A 22816-nucleotide genomic window follows, 5' to 3' on the forward strand; every position below is an offset into this window, starting at 1 on the left:
ATGAATAAAACAATAATTGGCTTTCTCACAGGAAACGACACCACCATTCAACCTCTCAATAAAAATTGTGTTATTTAAACGTTATGCGGATTAAACTTTTAACATGCAAAAAAACCTACTAAATTAATAGGAGGTTTTTTTGATTTATTTCTTGTTTCTGGGCCAAGACCCTTGAGGTCAAAAAACAAATAACAGTCGTGGTTTTAGCAAAGACGCCTCCACAATTCGTACTGTCTAGTTCAAGGCGTTAGTTGATCGAGCTCATAAAACAAGGACCAGCAAAGGTTAAAAACCAACCTTTACTGATCCTTTTCTTTTGCTTGCGGAAGCTTTAGAGAAAGCGCTCCACTTTTCGTATTATTTTAATACGTGAATTGGATGACCCATTGCTAATTCAGCGGCTTCCATTGAGATTTCACCTAATGTAGGATGAGCATGAATTGTTTGAGCAATATCTTCAACACTCATACACGCTTCGATTGCAAGTCCAAGCTCAGATATAATATCTGATGCATTAACACCAGCTACTTGAGCACCAACTAGTACGCCATCTTCTTTACGTGAAATTAGCTGAACGAAACCATCTGTAGAGTTTAGTGATAATGCGCGTCCATTTCCACCAAATGGGAATTTTGAAACTTTTACATCTAATCCTTCTTCATCAGCTTGTTTTTTAGTGTATCCAACAGTAGCTAGTTCTGGATCAGTAAATACTACTGCAGGGATCGCTAAATATTCAATTTCACTTGTCATTCCACTAATTGCTTCTGCAGCTACTTTACCTTCATAAGAAGCTTTATGAGCTAATGGAGGTCCAGCAATTACATCGCCAATTGCATAAATATTTTTAACTGTTGTACGAGCTTGTTTATCTGTTGTAATTACACCACGTTCGTTAATTTCAACACCGATATTTTCTAAACCGATTTCACGAGAGTTAGGGAATCGTCCAACTGTTACTAAAACGTAATCAGCATCGATTTCCTTCATTTCACCATTTGTTTCGAACTTAACAGTAACGCCATCTTCACGTTCTTCAACGCCTTTACCAAACGCTTTTGTCACGATATCTACATTACCTTTTTTCTTTAATCCACGCTTAACAATTGAGCTCATTGATTTTTCAAAACCATTTAAGATTTCATCACCAGCTTCAAGAATTGTTACATGTGTACCAAAATTAGCATAAGCAGTACCTAATTCCATACCTATATAGCCGCCACCGATAACAACTAATTTTTTTGGAATTTCAGTTAGGTTTAATGCACCTGTAGAATCAATTACACGTTTGCTCCATTTAAAACCTGGAATTTCGATTGGAGTAGAACCTGTAGCGATAATCGCATTGTTAAAAGTATATGTTTGAGCTGAATCATCATTAATTACACGAATAGAATTTGTGTCATTAAAATATGCTTCCCCTGAAATAACTTCTACTTTGTTACCTTTTAATAAACCAGCAACGCCACCAGTTAATTTTGAAACAACACTGCTTTTCCATGCTTGAACTTTTGTAAAATCAACTTTTACGTTCTCAGCAGTTATACCAATGTCTTCTGAATGCATTGCAGTTTCATAACGGTGACCTGCCGTAATTAATGCTTTAGAAGGTATACAACCAACATTTAGACATACACCACCAAGTGTACCTTTTTCAATTACAGCAACTTTTTGTCCAAGTTGAGCTGCACGGATAGCAGCAACGTAACCACCAGGACCGGCACCGATAACGACCGTATCTAGTTCAATTGCAAAATCTCCTACTACCATTTATCTTACGCCTCCATTAATAATAATTCTGGATCATTTAATAATCGTTTAATATGGTTTAAAGCGTTTTGAGCCGTTGCACCATCGATCATACGGTGGTCAAAGCTTAATGATAACGCTAATACTGGAGCAACTGCGATTTCTCCATTTATTACAACAGGTTTTTCAGCGATACGACCAATACCTAAAATAGCTACTTCTGGGTGGTTAATTACAGGTGTAAACCATTGTCCACCAGCAGAACCGATATTTGAAATTGTGCAAGTTGCACCTTTCATTTCAGCAGGAGCTAATTTTCCATCACGAGCTTTTGTAGCTAACTCGTTAATTTCAGCAGAAATTGAGAAAATAGCTTTACGGTCAGCATCTTTAACAACTGGTACTAATAAACCTTTATCAGTATCTGCAGCAATACCGATGTTATAGTAATGTTTGTGTACGATTTCGCTAGTAGCATCATCGATTGATGTATTTAATGCTGGGAATTTACGTAATGCAGAAGTTAACGCTTTAACAACATAAGGTAAGAATGTTAATTTGATACCTTGTGCAGCTGCAACTTCTTTATATTTTTTACGGCTAGCAACTAATTTCGTTACATCTACTTCATCCATTAATGTTACGTGTGGAGCAGTGTGTTTAGAGTTAACCATTGCTTTTGCAATTGCTTTACGGATCCCACTCATTTTTTCACGAGTTTCAGGGTATGCACCTTCAGGAGTTGGCATTGCTTTTGGAGCTTCCTGTTTAGCAGCTGGAGTTTCTGTAACTACTTCAACAGCAACTTCAGTTTGTGCTGCAGCTGCCGGTGCTACTCCACCTAGTAAGAATGCATCTACGTCTTGTTTTGTTACACGACCATTTTTAGCTGAACCCGGTACGATACGTAAATCTACGTTTTTCTCACGCGCATATTTACGTACAGATGGCATTGCAATTACATGAGCTTTTGGTTCAATTGCAGCAACTGGTGAAAGTGGTGCAGCATCAGTTTTTGGTTCGTTTTGCTCATAAGATTCTTGTACTTTTGCTTGAACCGCGTCAGCAGCTTCTGGTACTGGAGTAGTTGTTGGAGCTTCTTCAGCATGTTGACCTTTAAAGCTTATGTTTTCATAACCAGGTGCATCTAAACGTACTAAAACGTCACCAACAACTGCTACTGTTCCTTCGCTAACTATAACTTCTAAAACTTTTCCTTTTACAGGTGATGGAATTTCAACTACTGATTTATCGTTTTGAACTTCACAAATGATATCATCTTCATTTATTTCGTCGCCTGCTTTAATAAACCATTTTACAATTTCACCTTCGTGAATACCTTCACCGATATCTGGTAATCTAAATTCAAATAGACTTGCCACTGAGTTTGACACAGATTTCTACCTCCGAACAAAGTTAATATTTTTAAATTCTCATCTATAATGTAAGAAAGGTATTGATGAATACATCAAATACCTTTCACTATTTTTGTTACACACTTATTAGAAGTTTAATACTTTTTGAATACCTTCAACTACATCTTTATGGTTTGGTAACCAAACAGTTTCTGCTTCTGAGAATGGGAATACTGTGTCAGCTGCAGTAATACGTACAACTGGTGCTTCTAATGAAAGGATACAACGATCATTAATTTCAGCAACTACATTTGCAGCAATACCAGCTTGTCTTTGTGCTTCTTGAACAACAACAGCACGGCCAGTTTTCTCAACAGATGCAACGATTGCATCGATATCTAATGGGTGCACAGTACGTAAGTCTACAACTTCAACTGAAACCCCTTCTTTTTCTAATTCTTCAGCTGCTTTTAATGCAGCGTGAACCATTGCACCGTAAGCAAATACAGATACGTCTTTACCTTCACGTTTAATATCCGCTTTACCTAATTCGATTGTGTAATCACCTTCAGGTACATCTTCACGGAATGAACGATATAATTTCATGTGCTCTAAATAGATAACTGGATCATTATCACGAATAGATGAAATTAAAAGTCCTTTTGCATCCTTAGGTGTTGATGGAATAACTACTTTTAAACCAGGAGTTTGAGCCATTAATCCTTCTAAACTATCCGCATGCATTTCTGGTGTGTGTACTCCTCCACCAAATGGTGAACGGAAAGTAATTGGTGAAGTAAAACGACCACTTGTACGGTAACGCATACGAGCAGCTTGACTAGCGATTGAGTCCATAATTTCAAATAAAAATCCGAAGAATTGAATTTCTGGTACAGGACGGAAGCCTTGAGTTCCTAGACCAATTGCTAATCCACCTATTCCTGACTCAGCAAGTGGTGTATCGAATACACGTTGTTCACCGAATTCTGCTTGTAAACCTTCAGTTGCACGGAATACACCGCCGTTTAATCCAACGTCCTCACCGAATACCACAACAGTTGGATCGTTCTTCATTTCAACGCGTAATGCATCTGTGATAGCTTGAATCATTGTCATTTGCGCCATGACTTACTTCGACTCCTTCTCTTTATAAATTGCATATTGCTCTTCTAAATTACTCGTTTTCGTTTCGAACATATTTGCCATTAAATCAGTAACTTTTTGTTTTGGCTCTTGGTCAGCAAGTTTAATTGCATCTTTAATTGCTTCTTTTGCTTCTTCGATAACTGCATTTTCTTCTTCTTCAGTCCAAAGACCTTTTTTCTCTAAGAATTTACGGAAACGAACGATTGGATCTTTTGCTTCCCACTCATTCTCAGTATCTTTAGTACGGTAACGAGTAGGGTCATCACCAGCCATTGTATGTGGTCCATAACGGAATGTTAATGTTTCGATTAATGTTGGACCTTCACCATTGATTGCACGTTTACGAGCTTCAGATGTAGCTGCATATACTGCTAACGGATCCATTCCATCAACTTGAATACCAGCAATACCTACTGCAATTGCTTTTTGAGCAATCGTTTTAGCTTTTGACTGCTTAGAAACAGGAGTTGAGATTGCGTATCTGTTATTTTGAACAACGAAAATCGCAGGAGCATTATAAGCACCAGCAAAGTTCATACCTTCGTAGAAATCACCTTGAGAAGCTCCACCGTCACCTGTATATGTAATGGCAACAGATTTTTGCCCCTTTAACTTCATACCAAGTGCAACACCTGCAGCTTGAATAATTTGTGCACCAATAATAATTTGTGGGAACAATGTATTTACATCTTCAGGAATTTGACTTCCTACAAAATGTCCACGTGACCATAAAAATGCTTTATATAATGGGAATCCGTGCCAAAGCATTTGAGGCACATCACGGTAACCAGGTAAGATAAAGTCTTCTTTTTCAAGAGCAAAATGGCTCGCTAATTGTGAAGCTTCTTGACCAGCTGTTGGAGCGTAGAAACCTAAACGACCTTGTCTATTTAATGAAATTGAGCGTTGATCAAGAACTCGAGTCCATACCATACGCTTCATTAATTCTTTTAATTGCTCATCAGATAATTCAGGCATAGCTGCTTCATTAACGATTTCGCCCTCTTCATTTAAAATTTGAAGAGTTCCAACTGAATCACCAAATTGAAGCATTTGATCCATTAATTCAGAAACAGTTTGTTTATTCTTCATTTCTGTTTTTTCCTTTCCATCTACTTTCTTCGTAGTAGTTGCCACTAAACCCACACCCTTCTTTATTATGGAGCCTATTATTTATTAACAATATCCATTTGTGTAATTTCAGATAATAATTATCAGTGATACCAATCCGATCCACTCATAATTAAAAACTGTACTTATTCTAATTGTGTATTACATTAGTACAACGTTGAATACTAGTACAGTTTATCGCACGTTCACAAACTCGTCAAATATTTTGTTGTATTATTTCCCTCATGGTTTTTTAACATTTTTCAGACTTGAAAAATAATCTGTATCACCGTTGAAACACCTATCTGTTATACAATAAAAGAACTTCCCGTAAATTATACTTCAATAGCTAATTCCCATGTTTTTTTTACACGTTTCACAAACTGTACTACAACGATTTTTTTCGATAAAACCTAATAAAACACACTTATTTACCATATTTTTCATATAACACTTTTCTCTCATTATTTAATTTCTGAGTATAAAGATTTAGTTTATCATTTAGTTTTATAACATCTTTATAAACAGTATTTGTGTTCTTTGTCATACTTTTAACATTCTTCAAATCAACTTTTTTCTGAGATAATAAGTTATATATCCTAAGGTCAATCTCAATTGCTTCCTTGTATTTTTTATTTAATTGGTCGTACAACCCTGTTCTCTTTTTCCAAGTTTGCACGAACTGATTTACTTGATCTCGAAACTCTTCATCTTTTGTTTCAATATTTATTGTTTGAAGTTCTTCGATTTTTATGTCTATATCATGAATTAATTTTGATTCATTCTCTATTCGCCCTCTTCGTTCTTTCAACAAATTTACTGCATTTTTTGCGGTTTCTTGCCTTTTGGCAACATCCGAAATCTTGAACGAAAAAATTTTTTCATATGACTCCAGTTCTTTTATTTCTAATTCCTGTATATGTTCCCCCGCTTTTTCAAATTTTTTTTCCATTTTTGTTATTTTATTTAATTGATCAAAAAGTAAATTCTTATGCTTTTGTTGTGATTCACAAGCTGAACAAATTATGAAAAAGAGCATCAATACCATGAATACTCTAAGCGTTTTTTTATGCATGATTTCACCTATTTTTTTTTATGTATTGTTTTCATATTGCATCTTTTTAGACTTTTTATACGCTTCCGAAATAAAGTTAGTCACTTACCCACACACTTTACTTAGTTTTTCATATTTTGTAGTATCCGCTACTTGCGGAAACACCTTAAAGGGAGGTTATATTATGTACGGTTACGGATACGGTGGAAAAGGCGGATACGGTGGCTATGGTGGATGTGGTTACGGTAGTGGATTCGCATTAATCGTTGTTCTATTCATTTTATTAATTATCGTAGGTGCTGCTTTTCTAATCTAAGAATTACACTTAACACCCTCTATATTTTATGTATAACCACAAACTGTAGGGAGCGAATTTTATTCGCTCCTTTTTAATTTCATAATAAACGGTGCTATACTGACAACTTCAATAAGATTTGTTAGACTATTATTACTAATAATTTTTACATATCAAGTATTGCAAGAATTTAGGTTAGGAGTGAATCATTTGATTACAATGAAAGATATTATCCGTGAAGGCGATCCTAGGTTAAGAGAAGTCGCAGCTGAGGTCAGTCTACCACCATCAATGGATGATATAAATTTAGCAAATTCTTTATTAGAATATGTTATAAATAGCCAGAACCCTGAAATTTCTCAAGAGTATAGCTTACGTTCTGGTATTGGATTAGCTGCACCCCAAATCGGTATTCTCAAAAGGGCAATTGGTGTACATGTCCATGATTTACAAGGAAATTTATTTAGTTATGCTTTATTAAATCCCAAAATTGTGAGTCACTCAGTTGAACAAGTGTACTTAGCTGGGGGAGAAGGCTGTTTATCAGTTGACCGAGATGTACAAGGTTATGTTCCTCGATACGCTAGGATTACTGTATCAGGATTTGATACAAGATTAGGCGAAGTGAAAATTCGTCTAAAAGGATTACCAGCTATTTGTTTTCAGCATGAGATCGATCATTTAAATGGTGTTATGTTTTATGATCGAATTGATAAAACAAATCCATTTTCAGCACCAGAAGGTTCTTCCCCATTAGATAGAGATGCATAATTTTATCGATAAAAAAGAAGCTATTGATATCAATAGCTTCTTTTCTTCTTGGTAAAACTTTATAATAATCCAGCCCACTTTAAACCATTTAAGATTCCATCTTCTTCTACACTAGTTGTTACATGGTTCGCAAGTTTCTTTAATGGCTCTACAGCATTCCCCATTGCAATTCCAGTACCAACAGTCTCAATCATCTCTAAATCGTTTAATCCATCACCAAAAGCAAATACATCTTTTATATCGATTCCTAAATGTTTCACCATTTGTAGTATTCCATTTGCTTTAGATCCACCGATTGGTAATACATCAGTAGAGAAATCATGCCAACGAATGAAATTAAATTGACTAAAACCATTTGTAAGATTAGCTTCATTTTGTTCTTCACAGAATAGTAAAACTTGATAAATATCACGATTATGATAAAAATCGCTTTGTGCTTCTGGAATATTCATTTTAATTGAATTCATCGCTTCCATAATATGTGGGTGTGTGACAGTAGAGGCCCTCATTGTTTCATTATTTAAATAAACTAGTGGAATATTTAATTCATTCGCTTTTTCAGTGAATAAATGTAGTTCTTCAGGATGTAACGCGTGTGTATGAACAGTTTCACCTTCAAATTCAGCATATTGACCATTTAGACTGACAAAACTTTTAATGTTCAATTCTTCACGAATTTCCTCAAACATAAATGGCGCACGTCCAGTAGCTATTGCTACATGAATATCCTTCTTCTGAAGTTCCATAATAGCTTCTTTTGTACTATTTGGAATTACTTTTTCATGATTTAAGATGGTTCCATCTATATCAAAAAATACAATTGGTTTTGACATTTTATTCTCCTCTCATGATGCCGCATTAGCTTTTGTGCTCTTTATCTTTATCTTTTTTTTACTATTTGAAATATAAACACCAATTAAAACGATTAGTAATCCTGCAATCATTTTTAAGGATAATGGCTCCTTTAAAAATAAGAATCCCCATATGGAAGCAAATACTGGTACAATATAAGTAACCATTGTAGCAAATTCTGCACTTCCCTCTTTAACCATATAATAAAATAGTAAATATGCCAACCCAGAACATAAAATACCAAGTCCAATTACTCCTCCAAAAACATGTAACTCTATGAATGGTTTTAAAGTTCCTTTTCCAGCAATAATCATGTAGAAAAAGCCGAATACAGCTGAAATTCCTAGCGTTAAGAAAGATACAATTAATACATCAATATTTTGTAAGTATTTTTTAGTTAAATGGGATCCGAGCCCATAACAGAACGTTACAAAAATCATTAAAAGTGAATAGAATATATTATTGGACAATATTGTTGATAGATTTATATTCATCATAATACCTACACCTATGATCCCGACAATTAAACCAATCCATTGGTTTTTAAGTATTTTTTGAGAAAAGAAGAAATAACCAATCACAAGTGTCGCAATTGGAGTAAATGCGTTCAGCATCGCAGCCTGATTGCTTTGGAGGTGTGTTTCGCTTAAGGATAAAAATAACCACGGTATTGCATGATTAAATAAAGATATTGCAATGATTAAACTAAACTTAGGGAGATTCTTATATTCAATTTTTACTTTTTTAACTAACATTATGATTAATAAAGTTAGCGAACCAAACAAACATCGATAAAATACTATCCCTTCTGGACTTATATCATTTAGTAGTAGTTTTATAAATAGAAATGATGTACTCCAGATAATGCTTAACAAAAATAAGGCGGCATATAATTTCTTCATAGTATTCTCTCCTTAAATTAATATCACTGTTAAAATATATTGTTGATTTTCCGTTACAGTATGCTCCCTTTTTTGCGGCGCGTTAGCTAAGCCTAATTGGCAAGCCTTCGGGATCTCACCCTTCTCACTACGATCGCAGGAGTATCGCACCTTCCACTTTAATCAAATCTCTTTATAAACTCTTTCCTTCCAATCCTGTTAAATGTTTTAGAACAATGCGTTTTGTTTAATTTCAACAATAAACATTAACAGAGAGAAATTATTAGATACCATCTATTTTAACTTCTTTTCCCCTTATATTGTATGAAAATGTTTTTTCGATAAATACTAAACATAAATTATCTTATGTCCGTGTTCGCTTCACATAGTTTATTTTCGAGTATAGGAGGTAAAACTAATGTTACGTAAACTTCGAAATAGATTAAAAAAACGGCTAAAACAATTATTAAAAAAGAAGAAATATATCTCTATAATTTCAAATAAACTTTTAAAATGAGCGTAATTTAGGCATTATGCAATAAAAAGAATGAAAATATATAGAATATCCCTTATAATATTGAGAAGATAGTGAATTGACAAGGAGAGATTTAAATGATTTTTAAAGTATACTATCAGGAGCTACCTTTAGAGGTACCTGTAAGAGAAAAAACAAAAACAGTTTATGTTGAAGCTGAAAGTGAAAGAGAAGTTCGTGCGAAATTAACACCTTTCAATTATAACATTGAGTTAGTACAAGCTTTAACCGGCGCTCATCTTGAATTCGAAAAACAAAGTGAAAGCTTTAAAATTTTGGAGCTTGTGTAATTTATGAAATTTCTTAAAAATGATCAAGCGGCCGTATTCGCACTAGGCGGCTTAGGGGAAATTGGAAAAAATACATACGCAGTACAATACCAAGATGAAATTATACTAATCGATGCCGGAATCAAATTCCCTGAAGATGAACTACTTGGGATAGACTATGTTATACCTGATTATTCCTATTTAGTTCGAAATGAGGAAAAAATTAAAGGTTTATTTATTACACATGGACATGAAGACCACATTGGTGGTATCCCGTATTTACTAAGAGAATTAAATATTCCAATTTACGGTGGTAAACTAGCCTTAGCTTTAATCAAAAATAAACTTGAAGAGCACGGTCTATTGCGAAAAGCTAAGTTAATAGAAATCAAAGAAGATGACATCATTAAATTCAGAAAAACTAGTGTTACTTTTTATCGTACTACACATAGTATTCCAGATTGTTATGGTATCGTCGTTAAAACACCACAAGGACAGGTTGTTCATACAGGAGATTTTAAATTTGATTTCACACCAGTTGGAGATTCGGCTAATTTAACGAAAATGGCTGAAATAGGAAAAGAAGGTGTGTTATGCCTACTTTCAGATAGTACGAACAGTGAGGTTTCTCACTTTACGATGTCAGAAAGAAAAGTCGGTGACACGATCAGTGAAATTTTCCGTAAGGTAGATGGTCGTATCATTTTTGCTACTTTCGCTTCTAATATTCACCGTCTTCAACAAGTTGTAGAATCTGCAATCGCTACTGGACGAAAAATTGCTGTCTTCGGGCGTAGCATGGAAGCAAATATTGAAATCGGTCATGATTTAGGATACATAAAATGTCCAAAAGATACGTTTATTGATGCTAGTCAAATTAATCGTATCCCTGCAAATCAGATTGTTATTCTATGTACAGGTAGTCAAGGTGAGCCTATGGCCGCACTATCTAGAATAGCTAATGGTACTCATCGTCAGATCCAAATTATCCCTGGAGATACAGTCGTATTCTCGTCTTCACCAATTCCAGGTAATACGATGAGTGTAAACCGTACGATCAACTTGTTATACCGTGCTGGTGCAGAGGTTATCCACGGATCTCTTAATGATATCCATACAAGTGGACATGGTGGACAAGAAGAACAAAAATTAATGCTTCGTTTAATGAAGCCTAAATATTTCATGCCAATTCACGGTGAGTACAGAATGCAAAGAATGCATGCTAAGCTTGCTATGGATTGTGGTGTACCAGAAGAAAACTGTTTCATTATGGACAATGGTGAAGTTCTTGCCCTACGTGCAGATGAGGCAATGGTAGCTGGTAAAGTTCCTTCAGGAAATGTATATATTGACGGAAGCGGTATTGGTGATATCGGAAATATCGTTTTACGTGATCGTAGAATTCTTTCTGAAGAAGGTCTTGTAATCGTTGTCGTGAGTATCGACATGAAGGAATTTAAAATATCTGCTGGACCAGACATCATTTCTCGTGGATTCGTATATATGAGAGAAAGTGGCGATTTAATTAATGAAGCACAAGCTATGATTTCTTCTCATTTAAATAAAATTATGGATCGTAAAACTTCACAATGGTCTGAAATTAAAAACGAAATTACAGATACTTTATCACCATTCCTTTATGAAAAAACAAAGCGTAAACCAATGATTCTTCCAATCATTATGGAAGTGTAAATCTAAATACAGTAAAAAAGAAGAAGCTTAATTACTATTAAGCTTCTTCTTTTTTTGCTCATTTCTAAAAACGGTTGGTATAAAACAGTTTTGTTAAAGTACTCTGCGGTAAGAATCCTGTGGAATAGCAGGACAAATGAGATCCCAAAGGCTAGCCGAGGAGGCTCATCGTAAGCCCCACGGAAAGCGAGCACCCTGAAGTGGAAATCGACGACTTACTTTTTTGAAAGCAATAAAAATTACGAAAGCAGCCTATATACTAAATGATTACAATAAATCCACTGAGCCTATTATTTTATCACATCATTTTTTTCGTAGTCTTTTAAGTATAACTTCTGGAAAATAGGTTTATTAATCATTAAGAAAATAAAATAAATTGTAATTCCGATTAAAAATATGACAAATAAAATGATCAAAATATATGCTAGATGGCTTTTAGCAAAGCTTGTTTCCAACCTCAAATATGGATATAAAATATAGGGTAAATGGCTTACTCCATACCCAAAAAATGCAAAGAAATATTGTAATAAAACAAGCATAAAAGCTACCCCGTACCTTTTTCTTTTAATAACAAGAAAAATTGCAATACTGAAGCAAACTAATGAAGTTAGAAAATACCCCCAAACATTATGCATTCGTTCAAAATGTATACCATTATGTAATTTCATTGAAGCGAATACGATAATACTTGAAATAATTGTTGGAAAAGACCATACAAGTACGTATTTCCTTAACTTATTCTCCGATTCTGAATCCTCTATTAGTTTTGCAGAGTAAATTAAAAACATCGCACTTATAAATAATACTGAGCATACTGCTAACAACATAACAGACAAAGAATAGAAATTGGTAATTAATTTTAACGGGTAGAATCGAATATCCGTACCGTTTTCAATAATAAACCCACCTTCAGAGATCGTTAAAACTGTAGATAAGGTAACTGGTATTAATAAGCTAGTCGCACCATATAAAAGTAAAAAATATTTACTCCTTTTCCCTCCATATTGCTGAAAGGTATAAAAAGATCCCCTAATAGCTAAGAAAATCATTGCTACACACCCTGGTACTAATAGAGGAACTCCATAATAATATGCAACCCTTGGAAAGATACCAACTACGCCTACAAAAAAGAAAATGAAGAATAACGTAGCTAATTCCCAAATTGATGACAGGTGTCGATTAATTAGTCCTATTAGCTTTGGCTCTTCTTTTGTTGAAATTGCATAAAAAGCATAAAACCCTGCACCAAAGTCTATCGAGGCAATAATCATGTAGGCATATAGAAACAACCATAGGATAAAGATTGCAATCGTTTGTATTTCCAAACTTATTTCCTCCTACAAAAAATTTCCATTTAATAATAGTTATTCTTCTTAATTATACCGATAAAATTCTAATTGTTCTATATTCCGATTAAATAACAAAAAAAGAGACTATTAAAGTCTCTATTTCTAATTATTACTCTACTTTCGCAGCTTCATCAAGTACACGATTAACACGTTTTTCTAACATCGGCATACCGCCTTCTCCAGCTTGGAAATGACGTAAAACACCTGTTTTATCGAATACATAATATGAAGGCACATATTTGTTTTCAAATGCATCTGTGATTGAATGTTCATTATCGACTAAAATAGTTTGAGTAATTCCATGTTCTTCTGCAACTTGTTTAATTTTATCAATATCCAAGTCATCTTCTGATCTAGGCATATGAACACTTACTACATTTAATCGATCTATATATTCATCTCTAAACGCGTTGATATTTGGCATTGCAACTTTACACAGATGGCAACTAACTGACCAAAAATGGATTAAAGTTGGTTGTTGACCAATTAAATCCTCTTTTTGAACTTCCCCATTTAACACTGTAGTTGCACCGTTTAATTCAGGCATAGGCGAACGTAATCTCATTTCTGTTTCCTCCTGTCTAATTCCTTCGGCTCGCCCCTCGAGGTCATAAGCTAAAGCCCATTGAAGGTTACAAACCAACCTTCATTGTTCTTTTTCTTATGCTTGTGGGCCCACAGGATGTGGGTCATGCATGCGTTACGACAGGACGTCGTGGTTTTAGCATGACTTCATCTTTACTAAGCCGCTTCCACTTTTCGTATTGTCTAGTTCCAGCGGCTAGCCCCTCGAGGTCATAAGCTAAAGCCCATTGAAGGTTAAAAACCAACCTTCATTGTTCTTTTTCTTATGCTTGTCGGGGCTAAGCAAGCCGCTTCCACTTTTCGATTCTTATGTATTGAAAAGGCCTAACAAATTGTTAGACCTTCATTAATAATTCGTTTTATAAAAAATTATAGTGTAGCTTGTCCTGGTTTCCAGTTAGCTGGGCAAAGTCCACCAGTTTGAAGTGCCTGAAGCACACGTAGTACTTCATCAACTTCACGACCAATATTATTGTGGTGAACTACTTGGTACATTAATTCGCCTTCTGGGCTAATGATGAATAAACCACGTAAAGCGATACCTTCTTCTTCGATTAGCACGCCATAGTCACGAGAAATCGCGTGGTTAGTATCAGCACCTAATGCATATCTTAATTGACCTAAACCATTTTCTTTACGGTCAGTGTTAATCCAAGCTAAGTGAGTGTGGATTGTATCTGTAGATACACCAACAACTTCAGCATCAAGGTCTTCAAACTCATCATATCGCTCAGATAAAGCAATGATTTCTGTTGGACAAACGAATGTAAAGTCCATTGGATAGAAGTATAATACTGTCCATTTATCATTTTTCATGTTTTCTTCTAAACTTACTTTACCAAATTCTTTATTTGGTAATACTGCTTCCATTTCAAAGCGTGGTGCTTGTTTTCCTACTAAACGTTCTGCCATTATGATTACCTCCAATAATTTATGTAGTTAATTATCATACATATGATATTATAGTAAACTACTTTTTTAAAGTCAATCTTAATTTATAATTATTATTAAGTGAAAACTATTTTCATCCCTTTTTCATGAAAAAGTCGGTAATAAATTGAATCATTATAGGAATGACATTTTCATCTGGATTTAACTTTTGATTATGCAGTCCATAACTTGAATCTACACCAACCCAAAACATCATTCCAGGCATTTCTTTTGTCATATACCCAAAATCCTCGCCAGTCATCGCTACCTTACACTCAATCGCTTCGACACCACTATATTGTCTCGCAAAATCAAAAAATTCATTCGTAAGGGATTCATTATTTATTACTCCATAATAATTACTACCAAAATCTACATCTATTTTACACTGAAAGCTCTCTTGAAATCCATTCACAAGGCTTAATACCCTATCTTTTAATTTCATCATTGCTTCTTCTGTTAGTGCTCTCATAGTACCTTCTAAACGAACATGGTCAGCGATAACGTTTTGAACCGTTCCACCTGTAATCTTTCCAATCGTAATGACTGCACTATCTAAAGGATTTACATTTCTTGAAACAATTGATTGAAGTTGAGTGATAAAATGACCAGAAGCAACGATCATATCATTCGTTAAATGAGGAAAAGCTGCATGACCACTTAATCCATGAAAATCGATAAATAGCTCTGATGTATGTGCGAAAAGCATTCCCGGTTTAGTAGCAATTGTTCCTACTGGGTATTCAGGAGCGATATGAATCGCATAAATTTCATCAGGTTTAAACGATTTAAATTCCTCACTAATTAATAACGGTTCAGCTCCACCTGGACCTTCCTCAGCAGGTTGAAAGATAAATACTACGTCATCATCAATTGGATTCTCCACTAAATTTGTAAGTACTCCTAATGCGATACTCATATGTACATCATGACCACAGGCATGCATCCTACCTTCGTGAGTCGAAGAAAAAGGGAGCCCAGTTGCTTCTTTCATTGGTAAACCATCAATATCTGTACGATAACCTATTGTTTTTTTAGGATCTAACCCTTTCACTCTCACAAAAATTCCGGTTTTCCAAGTTTGCACAATTAAACGTTTTTGATTAAGTGAAGTCAAATATTCGAGCAAATAGGCCTGTGTTTTATATTCTTGAAAACCTAGTTCAGGAATTTGATGTAAATCTCTTCTTATTTTCACAAATGCTTCCATTTATTGCACCTCCAAAAAAAAGCGTAGAATGAAAATTCTACGCTTCAGACTGTTGACAAACGCTCGCTTTCTTTGTTGCTTTGCCTTCTTGCGGTGCTCATTACCGTCAATGGTAACTCCCCTCCTCATCAAGCTTTGCGCCTCGAAAGACAAACGTTTTCAATCAGTCTGAATATGTTCCTTATATGTACTTGTCTACTTATTGAAGCGTAGAATAAAAATTCTACGCATTAAAATTGTTGTTATTATTGGTTTAATTGACGTAAAGCTTGGATAATTTCAGTCTTTGAAACTGTTTTATCATCAATATCTTTAATTTTTCTAGCTGGAACTCCTGCAACTACTGTATATGGTGCTACATCTTCAGTTACAATTGCACCCGCAGCGACAACCGCACCTTCTCCAACTTTAATACCTTCAAGTACTACTGCGTTTGCGCCTACTAATACATTATCTTCAAGAATTACTGGGTTTGCAGAAGGTGGCTCAATTACACCAGCTAAAACAGCACCAGCACCAACGTGACAGTTTTTACCAGTAGTTGCGCGACCACCAAGTACAGCATTCATATCAATCATTGTGCCTTCGCCAATTACAGCTCCGATATTAATGACTGCACCCATCATAATAACTGAGTTATCACCAATTGTTACTTGGTCACGTATAATTGCTCCTGGCTCAATACGAGCTTTGATTCCTTTTGCATCTAATAATGGAATCGCTGAATTACGACGATCAGATTCAACTACATAATCTTCTATGTATTCTTTTTGCTCTTCTAAAATCACTTTCACATCATCCCACTCACCGAATAATACGCCTGAGTTTTGAGAAATAAATGACTGAACAGATTCAGAAATTGTCAACTTGTCCAATTGACCTTTAACATAAACCTTTACAGGTGTTTTTTTTGTGCTATTTGCAATAAAAGCAATAATTTCATTTGCATCCATTAATTTCATAATGATTGTTGCCTCCTTTAGTTTATCAATAAGATTACTCTATCAAAACAAGTACCTAACTAGCAACATTTTGTGAAGTAAACATTATTTTTTTTTTCGAATCGACTTAATAAAACCTTCTACTTGTTTTAATTTCATTGCATCACGATTGTATAATAAGTATGTATCCCTATATAGACGTGCTTGTTCCTTTGAATACAAAGGTGTTTTTATGAGGTTATCTTCTCTTACATCATGTAGTGCTGAAGAAGGTAGAATTGCAAAACCTAGTCCATTTAAGACAAATTGTTTACAAGTTTCAATTTGATCTACAACTATTTCATGTTTTGGTAGTGAATTAAAATGCTCGTACCACCATGATTGAATTAATTGATAATAGTTTGAGTTACTTTTAAATTGAATAAATGGTCTTTGAATCTCTTTATAATCAGCTAAGTCATGTTTCTTTGTATCGACTAAAAGTAATTCATCTGAAAAAAGCAATTCTTTTTCTCCAAACCAATTTTGATTGCCTCTTAAAATTGCAAGATGTACTTCATTTTCATATAATCTGTTAGTTATTTCACTACTCCACCCAGTAAAAATCGAAACTTGTACATCTGGAAATTGCGATACATATTGTTTTAATACAGGAGGAAGCCAATATTGCGCAACAACGGAAGAAACTGCAATTTTTAAAGTTCCTGAAATATCAGAATTTAATATTTGAAGTTGTTCTAGCATACTTTGGTATGTGTCTTCCATTCTTTTTGCATAGTTTAATATAATCTCACCTGAAGCAGTGATTATTAATCCTTTTTGTGATCGAATAAAAAGTTCACTACCAATTTGTTTTTCTAAATTTTGTAATCTTTGACTAAGTGCAGGCTGTGAAACAAATAATCTCTCCGCTGCTTTTCGCATATTTTTCTCTTCTGCTAAAGTGATCATTAATCGAATATCATCAATTTGCAAAATCATTCCCCCTTACATGATCTCGTTCGATCTATCTCTTGCAATTGTTAGGTGATATTACTAGATTCCGCTCTTTACCTCCTTGAAGAAATTCCTCTTCACGCTTTTTTAGGTGTAGTATACCGATTATCCGATGAGAAAAAATTCCCAACTACCAAACTGAATATATGATAAAAAAAGTAAGCCAATTGATTGACCTACTTTTTTATCAATTTAATGTTTATTATATCTTCTTACACTTTTGTTCACTTGTTTTAATATCGCTCGTCTAGTCAAGATACCTTCAAATGTAAACTCATCACCTACTACACAAACAAAAGGATGGTCTATGACAGATTCAAGTCCTTTGGCAAGCGTATCAGTTGTTTTTAATAAAGGAAACTCTTTACACATGACTTCTTCTACTTTCATATTATTAAGTCTCTCAAATTCAATTCTTTCTAATCCTAAAATTCTGTCCAATATCATAGAAGTACTAATTAATCCCAGTAATTGAAACTTTGGATTTAAAACTGGAATGGAAGAGTATCCAGATTTAGTAAGTACTAATAAAGCATGTTCTAGGCTGTTACCAATTTGGACATGTGCTACTTTTTCACTTGAAATAATTACTTCATCTAGTTTATGTTCAAAAAATTGTTGACCATCAATACTAATCAAAACATCGTCCCCCAATGGAATCATACAGAGCACCTTTTCAATTAAAAAGATTATTCCAATTCATTCAAATTAATAGGTATTATCATTTGAATTTTGGCTCTGTAGTTAGTCATTTGTACAGATTCTATTCATATACTAAAAAAAATTTCGAGGACATTGTCCTATTTACCATCTTATCAGATTTTGTATGCCTTTCCAATGCATCAAATTACTATTTAAATGACAAAAAAAACGTTTAGATAAATAGTTTCATTTATCTAAACGCCTTATTTATATAATACTTCATAACCCCAAATCCCTTAATTTTTGATACAAGTGTACAAGTCTTTCATATTGATCTTCACCTGCATCCATTAGACCATTTTCAATATCAGTTATTTGAGATGAAATTAGTTCAATTGCATAGTTTTGTTTCATAACAGTATCTACTAATAGATACAACTCGTCTTCTGTGAAATTTTGTTCTCCTAGCATTCATCAATCCCTCCTAATTCTCATTTTAATCAATGTTTAAATACTTTAAACTTTTTATTTTGTAAATTTATTTGCATAACTAAATGCTGTATATGAATCTGGTTTTATCTTTGGGATAATTCCCATTGCACTTACTTTCGAAGTCATTTCTTGTATAAATTCTTTTGTAAGTCCAGAAGTGCCAATATCTAAATGAATCTCAAAACTAAAATTATTGGGGTTAGCATTTTCATGGAGTGGACTAAAAATTTTTTCTAAATAAAAGGGTGTTAACAAAAATGCAATCTCTTGACTATACATAGTTTCTAAAAATATTTTTTCTTTTAAATTTCTAATTTTACGATTGTGCCAACATGTATGTAAACATCCCCAGGCACCATTGCCAACCCTATGCAGATGTAAGGCTGTAATAAACTTTGTCCCATTACTATGAACTTGTGAATCAGTTCCAATTGAGAGGCGATACTGTTTATTCGGATCACATTTTACAAAATGATATAATCTAGAAACAACTTGATCAAAACTCATGTTTCTTTCGCTAACATTATAAAATCTATATTGATCTTTATTCACCGTTTTTACCTCCCCTGTTCATAAACAATACATATTAATGTATTCAAAATAAATTGGGATTAGCACGACCGAAAAACTATGAACTATTTTTGCATAAAAAAAAACAAGCTTTCGCTTGTTTTTCTTTAAACTTTTTAAGAAATGATTTCGTATATTTCAATCGCTACCATATCGATATTATCGAATGGGAAAGTTTGTGGCTTTTCACCTTGTTGAAATACTTCTAATTCAAAAGTTTCATTTTTTTCTGAATACTTCACACTACATTTTCTTTCGCCATTCACTTCAAAGAATCTTTGAGCAACCTCACCGTTCGTTGCTTGTTGTTTTAAACTTTCTAAGCGTTCTAAAATTCCTAATAATAAAGACATATTAGAACTCCTTTCTACCATGTGTCATTCCTAAATATAGGTTATACTTTCTTACAATTTCTATCCATAAAATTTTCGATAGAATCAAGTTATGTAAGTGTCCATTAATAAGAATACTTGTATTTTTAAATAAATACAAGTGAAATATACTTGTATTTTATATTATGAATCCTAAAGCAAATCTCTTTATTCCTATTATTTTTTTAGATAAGATTAAGATTAAGAACATATTTATTAATATAAAGCGAAATTATAAAAAAAAGGATGAAGATAAATGCGAATCGAATTATTTACACAGGATGGTTGTCCCCCATGTGAATTTCTAAAAAATTATTTAAAAGAAGCTAATCTTTCTTTTGAAGAATACAATGTATCAAAAGATCAAAATGCTAAAAATCGAATGATGTTTGAACTTGAATCATTCTCAACTCCGACATTAATTATAAATGATGAAATTATTCGTGGAGTTCAAATTGAACAAATTGAAGCTGCATTACAGAAAAATAATCAATAATATTTAATACTTGAAAAAGTGCACAATAAAAAACACCTTTAAGTTTTTAAAGGTGTTTTTTATTGCTTGTTTGAATTCATACTATATTTGTTATGTTAAAATAGGCTTAATAAATTACTTGATTATCCAACTCCAATAAAATGAAAGGCAAAAAACATGATCGATGATACGATAAAAATCTTTGGTAATAGCCCTTTCAAAGTATATCCTCCCTCAAAAGATAACCCGTCTTTCAATAATCGTATCACTTTTAAAAACCTATTTACTACAAAAATAGTTCTCATCTTTTTTACAAAAGATGACAATTGTTTTTATAAAAAACTCAAAATAAAAGAACTGTCTTATACAATAAATAGTTCCGTTTTTGTGGAGAAATATTAGAAATTGGATACTAATTTTGAGACCAAATCGCATAGTGTTTGGACTTTTAGTTTTGTTGATATATCCGTGTTCTGAGTGAAAAAAGGCATAGAAAATTGTAGATTTTCACTCCAGGATGCTCGCTTTCCGTTGGGCGGGCTGCTTTAGCTGCTTTAGCTGCTTTAGCCTCCTCGCCGCGTTCGCGCCTGCGAGGTCTCACCAGTCCGCAGCTCCCACAGTAGTCTCGCACCTTCCGTTCCAATCTTCTTCTTCGTTTTTCAGTTTGATATAACAAAATATTTAAAAAAAACAACAATCTTTTAGAAAAGTGCCTAGATTTAAAAGGACAATGGTATTTTATGGTGAAATAACTGTACATGGAGGTGTTTATGCTGAAAATGTATAAAGTAATTTTAACTGTAGTGATATGTTCATTTTGTTTATTCGGTTGTGTTAAACCAGAAACCAAAAATGTAACAACTAAAAATCCAGATGCAGAAGAAATAATACGTCTTGATAGACATGCTGACATTTTTAAATGGAAAGATATAATTTATCAAACGAATATTGATTGGGTAAATAAGCTTAAATTGACAAAAGACAAATCGGTTGGAGAAATTACAGCCTTAGTATCAAAAGTTTCCAAAGAGTCATTTAAAAATGGTACGGCAAATAACTTACCAATTGGAGCTAAAATATATACCACCAAAGAGAGAGAAGATATATTAATTGTTGAATTCAATGGAAAAGCAAGTTATTACTTAGCTGTTGTTGAAGGTTAAATAGAAAAAAACGCTTGGAATATTCCAAACGTTTTCTTATGCTAATTTACTGTTCATTAGGTTTTATTTCATATACTATTTCTATTGTTATTAAACATGTTATTTTACATTATCGGAACTACTAACTTATAAAAGACAGTTTTTTTATTGAAAATAGCTAATTAAAAAAGCAGCTCATTATGCTTAAATAAGAAATCATAACTTAAATCAATGTAAAGATAGCGACTATTTTCCAAAGGATATGAAAATGTTCGGATTTTTTCACCGGTTTCAATATCCCGATACATATCAGATAATACCCCTCGGTCATGTGCCTTCATTCGTAAAACTGTTTCTAAAAAATATGGTCGCCAACTCCAATTCCTTCCAACATATTGTTGCTGAAGTTCCCATTGTTCTCCATATAACTTAAAAAAGTTAGCTGATTGCTGAAAGCCATCTTCATCGCAAATATACATTCTAAAGCTAAACGAGTTTAATTCACTTGATATTTTTTGTAAAAAATCATTCAAGTCAGATTTAAGATTAAATTTTTGAATAGCAGTTTCCACTCTTTGCTGAATTAAATTCGTCATATCTCTAAGAGCAGTTAATTTAGTTTTTTCTTCTCTTATATACTTCAAAATATCTTTCTTTAATGGTTCACTCTCATGATTCAAATTATTAATTGATTTTTGTGGTATACATAAGTAAGCACCTTGATAAAATCTTCCACCATTCTTCCATGCATTCCTTAATTGAAGTGAATCAATTATTCCATCATAGTACATTGAAGCTCCAATTTTTCTAGCCACATGAATAACTGAATGTAATAAATCTTGGAAAGATGATGTGTGTAGTTGCTGTACCATTTTAAAATCAATTTTGATGATATCAGGTGACAAATATCGCAATTTTTCTAAATTAATCAGCTTATCATTCACACTGTTAATTGCAAACTTAATACCATATGTTTGATAATATGTGATTAGGTTTTTTAATTCTTTTTCAAAACCGTAAAAAAGCTGATGCTGTAGAATAATAACAATATTATTTAACTTGATCCCTTTTTCCTCATATTCTTGTAAAATTGAAAGTAAGTTTTCAGGATCATCTGATAATAAAGCAGATGGATGACGATTAATAAAAATGTTGCCTTTAAACTTCGAACGAACAACCTCATCTAATGATTGCAATAAAATATGATTGTCTACTTCAAGAAGATAATCATCTGGAACTAAATCATTTGAAAAGAAAAATTCCAAGCTATGTAAATTATCTAGATTCATTCTACCAACAACTTCAATCGCAACACAGTCCTGTGTATCCGCTCCATATATAGGTTGAAAATATGGTATTACTTTATCTAAGTTACTAATTACATCTAAAGGATCCATAAGCTAC

Annotated in this window: 24 protein-coding genes; 6 read left to right on the plus strand and 18 right to left on the minus strand. The window is 33.5% G+C overall.

Translation table 11 applies throughout. The annotated features are described in order from the left end of the window. Positions 1–357: 357 nt before the first annotated feature. From lpdA to B7R65_RS16610, 5 genes are all read right to left on the minus strand, one after another. Positions 358–1770: a dihydrolipoyl dehydrogenase gene (gene lpdA, locus B7R65_RS16590; protein WP_088043953.1), complete on the minus strand. Its 1413-nt coding sequence runs from the start codon at positions 1768–1770 to the stop codon at positions 358–360. Between the two features lie 5 nt (positions 1771–1775). Beyond that, positions 1776–3131: a dihydrolipoamide acetyltransferase family protein gene (locus B7R65_RS16595; RefSeq protein WP_088044075.1), complete on the minus strand. Its 1356-nt coding sequence runs from the start codon at positions 3129–3131 to the stop codon at positions 1776–1778. Between the two features lie 120 nt (positions 3132–3251). Next, positions 3252–4229 (minus strand): alpha-ketoacid dehydrogenase subunit beta, encoded by a 978-nt coding sequence (locus B7R65_RS16600; protein ID WP_088043954.1) that lies wholly within the window; start codon positions 4227–4229, stop codon positions 3252–3254. Positions 4230–4232: 3 nt separating this feature from the next. Then, complete coding sequence (pdhA, locus tag B7R65_RS16605; protein WP_373419592.1) at positions 4233–5312, minus strand: pyruvate dehydrogenase (acetyl-transferring) E1 component subunit alpha; 1080 nt, start codon at positions 5310–5312, stop codon at positions 4233–4235. Positions 5313–5787: 475 nt separating this feature from the next. Further along, complete coding sequence (locus B7R65_RS16610) at positions 5788–6435, minus strand: YkyA family protein (RefSeq protein ID WP_088043955.1); 648 nt, start codon at positions 6433–6435, stop codon at positions 5788–5790. 163 nt (positions 6436–6598) lie between these two features. Between B7R65_RS16610 and B7R65_RS16615 the strand changes: the two genes are divergently transcribed. Together B7R65_RS16615 and def are read left to right on the plus strand one after the other, a co-directional pair. After that, positions 6599–6730 carry a YjcZ family sporulation protein gene (locus B7R65_RS16615; RefSeq protein WP_088043956.1) on the plus strand — a complete coding sequence of 44 codons (132 nt, stop codon included), beginning with the start codon at positions 6599–6601 and terminating at the stop codon, positions 6728–6730. Positions 6731–6919: 189 nt separating this feature from the next. Continuing rightward, a complete protein-coding gene (gene def, locus B7R65_RS16620; RefSeq protein ID WP_088043957.1) occupies positions 6920–7480 on the plus strand; it encodes a peptide deformylase in 561 nt (186 codons plus the stop codon). A 59-nt stretch (positions 7481–7539) separates the two neighbouring features. On the opposite strand, the gene B7R65_RS16625 is transcribed toward def, so the two are convergent. Together B7R65_RS16625 and B7R65_RS16630 are read right to left on the minus strand one after the other, a co-directional pair. Further along, positions 7540–8313, minus strand: a complete 774-nt coding sequence (locus tag B7R65_RS16625; protein WP_088043958.1) for a Cof-type HAD-IIB family hydrolase — start codon at positions 8311–8313, stop codon at positions 7540–7542. Positions 8314–8325: 12 nt separating this feature from the next. Beyond that, positions 8326–9234 carry a DMT family transporter gene (locus B7R65_RS16630; RefSeq protein WP_088043959.1) on the minus strand — a complete coding sequence of 303 codons (909 nt, stop codon included), beginning with the start codon at positions 9232–9234 and terminating at the stop codon, positions 8326–8328. Positions 9235–9825: 591 nt separating this feature from the next. Between B7R65_RS16630 and B7R65_RS16635 the strand changes: the two genes are divergently transcribed. Then, positions 9826–10038 carry a DNA-dependent RNA polymerase subunit epsilon gene (locus B7R65_RS16635; RefSeq protein WP_088043960.1) on the plus strand — a complete coding sequence of 71 codons (213 nt, stop codon included), beginning with the start codon at positions 9826–9828 and terminating at the stop codon, positions 10036–10038. A 3-nt stretch (positions 10039–10041) separates the two neighbouring features. Continuing rightward, entirely contained in the window at positions 10042–11709 is a 1668-nt protein-coding gene (gene rnjA, locus B7R65_RS16640; protein WP_088043961.1) for a ribonuclease J1, read from the plus strand. Between the two features lie 290 nt (positions 11710–11999). Here the strand turns inward: rnjA and B7R65_RS16645 are convergent, their stop codons facing one another. From B7R65_RS16645 to B7R65_RS16690, 10 genes are all read right to left on the minus strand, one after another. Further along, positions 12000–13034 (minus strand): cytochrome d ubiquinol oxidase subunit II, encoded by a 1035-nt coding sequence (locus tag B7R65_RS16645; RefSeq protein ID WP_088043962.1) that lies wholly within the window; start codon positions 13032–13034, stop codon positions 12000–12002. 133 nt (positions 13035–13167) lie between these two features. Then, positions 13168–13623, minus strand: coding sequence for a TlpA family protein disulfide reductase (locus B7R65_RS16650; protein WP_088043963.1), 456 nt, complete (start codon positions 13621–13623; stop codon positions 13168–13170). A 389-nt stretch (positions 13624–14012) separates the two neighbouring features. Further along, a complete protein-coding gene (locus B7R65_RS16655; protein ID WP_088043964.1) occupies positions 14013–14555 on the minus strand; it encodes a peroxiredoxin in 543 nt (180 codons plus the stop codon). Positions 14556–14667: 112 nt separating this feature from the next. Beyond that, complete coding sequence (locus B7R65_RS16660; RefSeq protein WP_088043965.1) at positions 14668–15783, minus strand: N-acetyldiaminopimelate deacetylase; 1116 nt, start codon at positions 15781–15783, stop codon at positions 14668–14670. 245 nt (positions 15784–16028) lie between these two features. Then, positions 16029–16745 (minus strand): 2,3,4,5-tetrahydropyridine-2,6-dicarboxylate N-acetyltransferase, encoded by a 717-nt coding sequence (gene dapD, locus B7R65_RS16665; protein ID WP_088043966.1) that lies wholly within the window; start codon positions 16743–16745, stop codon positions 16029–16031. An 84-nt stretch (positions 16746–16829) separates the two neighbouring features. Beyond that, on the minus strand, positions 16830–17699 hold the full coding sequence (locus tag B7R65_RS16670; protein WP_142288270.1) for a transcriptional regulator CcpC: 870 nt from the start codon (positions 17697–17699) through the stop codon (positions 16830–16832). A 213-nt stretch (positions 17700–17912) separates the two neighbouring features. Beyond that, a complete protein-coding gene (gene cbpB, locus B7R65_RS16675) occupies positions 17913–18359 on the minus strand; it encodes a cyclic-di-AMP-binding protein CbpB (protein ID WP_088043968.1) in 447 nt (148 codons plus the stop codon). Positions 18360–18641: 282 nt separating this feature from the next. Next, positions 18642–18833 carry an antirepressor AbbA gene (gene abbA / locus B7R65_RS16680; RefSeq protein WP_088043969.1) on the minus strand — a complete coding sequence of 64 codons (192 nt, stop codon included), beginning with the start codon at positions 18831–18833 and terminating at the stop codon, positions 18642–18644. Between the two features lie 54 nt (positions 18834–18887). Next, positions 18888–19361, minus strand: coding sequence for a ribonuclease H-like YkuK family protein (locus B7R65_RS16685; protein WP_088044077.1), 474 nt, complete (start codon positions 19359–19361; stop codon positions 18888–18890). Positions 19362–19540: 179 nt separating this feature from the next. Beyond that, on the minus strand, positions 19541–19777 hold the full coding sequence (locus B7R65_RS16690; protein WP_088043970.1) for a YkuJ family protein: 237 nt from the start codon (positions 19775–19777) through the stop codon (positions 19541–19543). Between the two features lie 274 nt (positions 19778–20051). Here B7R65_RS16690 and B7R65_RS16695 point away from each other — a divergent pair, with 274 nt between their 5' ends. After that, entirely contained in the window at positions 20052–20291 is a 240-nt protein-coding gene (locus B7R65_RS16695; protein WP_088043971.1) for a glutaredoxin domain-containing protein, read from the plus strand. Between the two features lie 749 nt (positions 20292–21040). Then, the gene (locus tag B7R65_RS16700) at positions 21041–21433 is read left to right on the plus strand and encodes a hypothetical protein (RefSeq protein ID WP_088043972.1); all 393 of its coding nucleotides are present in this window, start codon (positions 21041–21043) and stop codon (positions 21431–21433) included. A gap of 161 nt (positions 21434–21594) precedes the next feature. Here the strand turns inward: B7R65_RS16700 and B7R65_RS16705 are convergent, their stop codons facing one another. Continuing rightward, the gene (locus tag B7R65_RS16705) at positions 21595–22809 is read right to left on the minus strand and encodes an EAL domain-containing protein (RefSeq protein WP_088043973.1); all 1215 of its coding nucleotides are present in this window, start codon (positions 22807–22809) and stop codon (positions 21595–21597) included. Between the last annotated feature and the right edge of the window lie 7 nt (positions 22810–22816).

This window comes from Bacillus sp. EAC (genome assembly GCF_002156875.1).
Classification (GTDB): domain Bacteria; phylum Bacillota; class Bacilli; order Bacillales; family Bacillaceae_G; genus Gottfriedia.

Bases quoted from the DNA above. Each gene is read 5' to 3' on its own strand.
- B7R65_RS16705 (WP_088043973.1), bottom strand. From the start codon at position 22,809: ATGGATCCTTTAGATGTAATTAGTAACTTAGATAAAGTAATACCATAT.
- B7R65_RS16650 (WP_088043963.1), bottom strand. From the start codon at position 13,623: ATGAGATTACGTTCGCCTATGCCTGAATTAAACGGTGCAACTACAGTG.
- B7R65_RS16630 (WP_088043959.1), bottom strand. From the start codon at position 9,234: ATGAAGAAATTATATGCCGCCTTATTTTTGTTAAGCATTATCTGGAGT.
- B7R65_RS16655 (WP_088043964.1), bottom strand. From the start codon at position 14,555: ATGGCAGAACGTTTAGTAGGAAAACAAGCACCACGCTTTGAAATGGAA.
- B7R65_RS16660 (WP_088043965.1), bottom strand. From the start codon at position 15,783: ATGGAAGCATTTGTGAAAATAAGAAGAGATTTACATCAAATTCCTGAA.
- B7R65_RS16615 (WP_088043956.1), top strand. From the start codon at position 6,599: ATGTACGGTTACGGATACGGTGGAAAAGGCGGATACGGTGGCTATGGT.
- B7R65_RS16700 (WP_088043972.1), top strand. From the start codon at position 21,041: ATGCTGAAAATGTATAAAGTAATTTTAACTGTAGTGATATGTTCATTT.
- B7R65_RS16685 (WP_088044077.1), bottom strand. From the start codon at position 19,361: ATGAGTTTTGATCAAGTTGTTTCTAGATTATATCATTTTGTAAAATGT.
- dapD (WP_088043966.1), bottom strand. From the start codon at position 16,745: ATGAAATTAATGGATGCAAATGAAATTATTGCTTTTATTGCAAATAGC.
- rnjA (WP_088043961.1), top strand. From the start codon at position 10,042: ATGAAATTTCTTAAAAATGATCAAGCGGCCGTATTCGCACTAGGCGGC.
- B7R65_RS16635 (WP_088043960.1), top strand. From the start codon at position 9,826: ATGATTTTTAAAGTATACTATCAGGAGCTACCTTTAGAGGTACCTGTA.
- B7R65_RS16610 (WP_088043955.1), bottom strand. From the start codon at position 6,435: ATGCATAAAAAAACGCTTAGAGTATTCATGGTATTGATGCTCTTTTTC.
- abbA (WP_088043969.1), bottom strand. From the start codon at position 18,833: ATGCTAGGAGAACAAAATTTCACAGAAGACGAGTTGTATCTATTAGTA.
- B7R65_RS16625 (WP_088043958.1), bottom strand. From the start codon at position 8,313: ATGTCAAAACCAATTGTATTTTTTGATATAGATGGAACCATCTTAAAT.
- B7R65_RS16695 (WP_088043971.1), top strand. From the start codon at position 20,052: ATGCGAATCGAATTATTTACACAGGATGGTTGTCCCCCATGTGAATTT.
- B7R65_RS16600 (WP_088043954.1), bottom strand. From the start codon at position 4,229: ATGGCGCAAATGACAATGATTCAAGCTATCACAGATGCATTACGCGTT.
- lpdA (WP_088043953.1), bottom strand. From the start codon at position 1,770: ATGGTAGTAGGAGATTTTGCAATTGAACTAGATACGGTCGTTATCGGT.
- pdhA (WP_373419592.1), bottom strand. From the start codon at position 5,312: ATGGATCAAATGCTTCAATTTGGTGATTCAGTTGGAACTCTTCAAATT.
- B7R65_RS16690 (WP_088043970.1), bottom strand. From the start codon at position 19,777: ATGTCTTTATTATTAGGAATTTTAGAACGCTTAGAAAGTTTAAAACAA.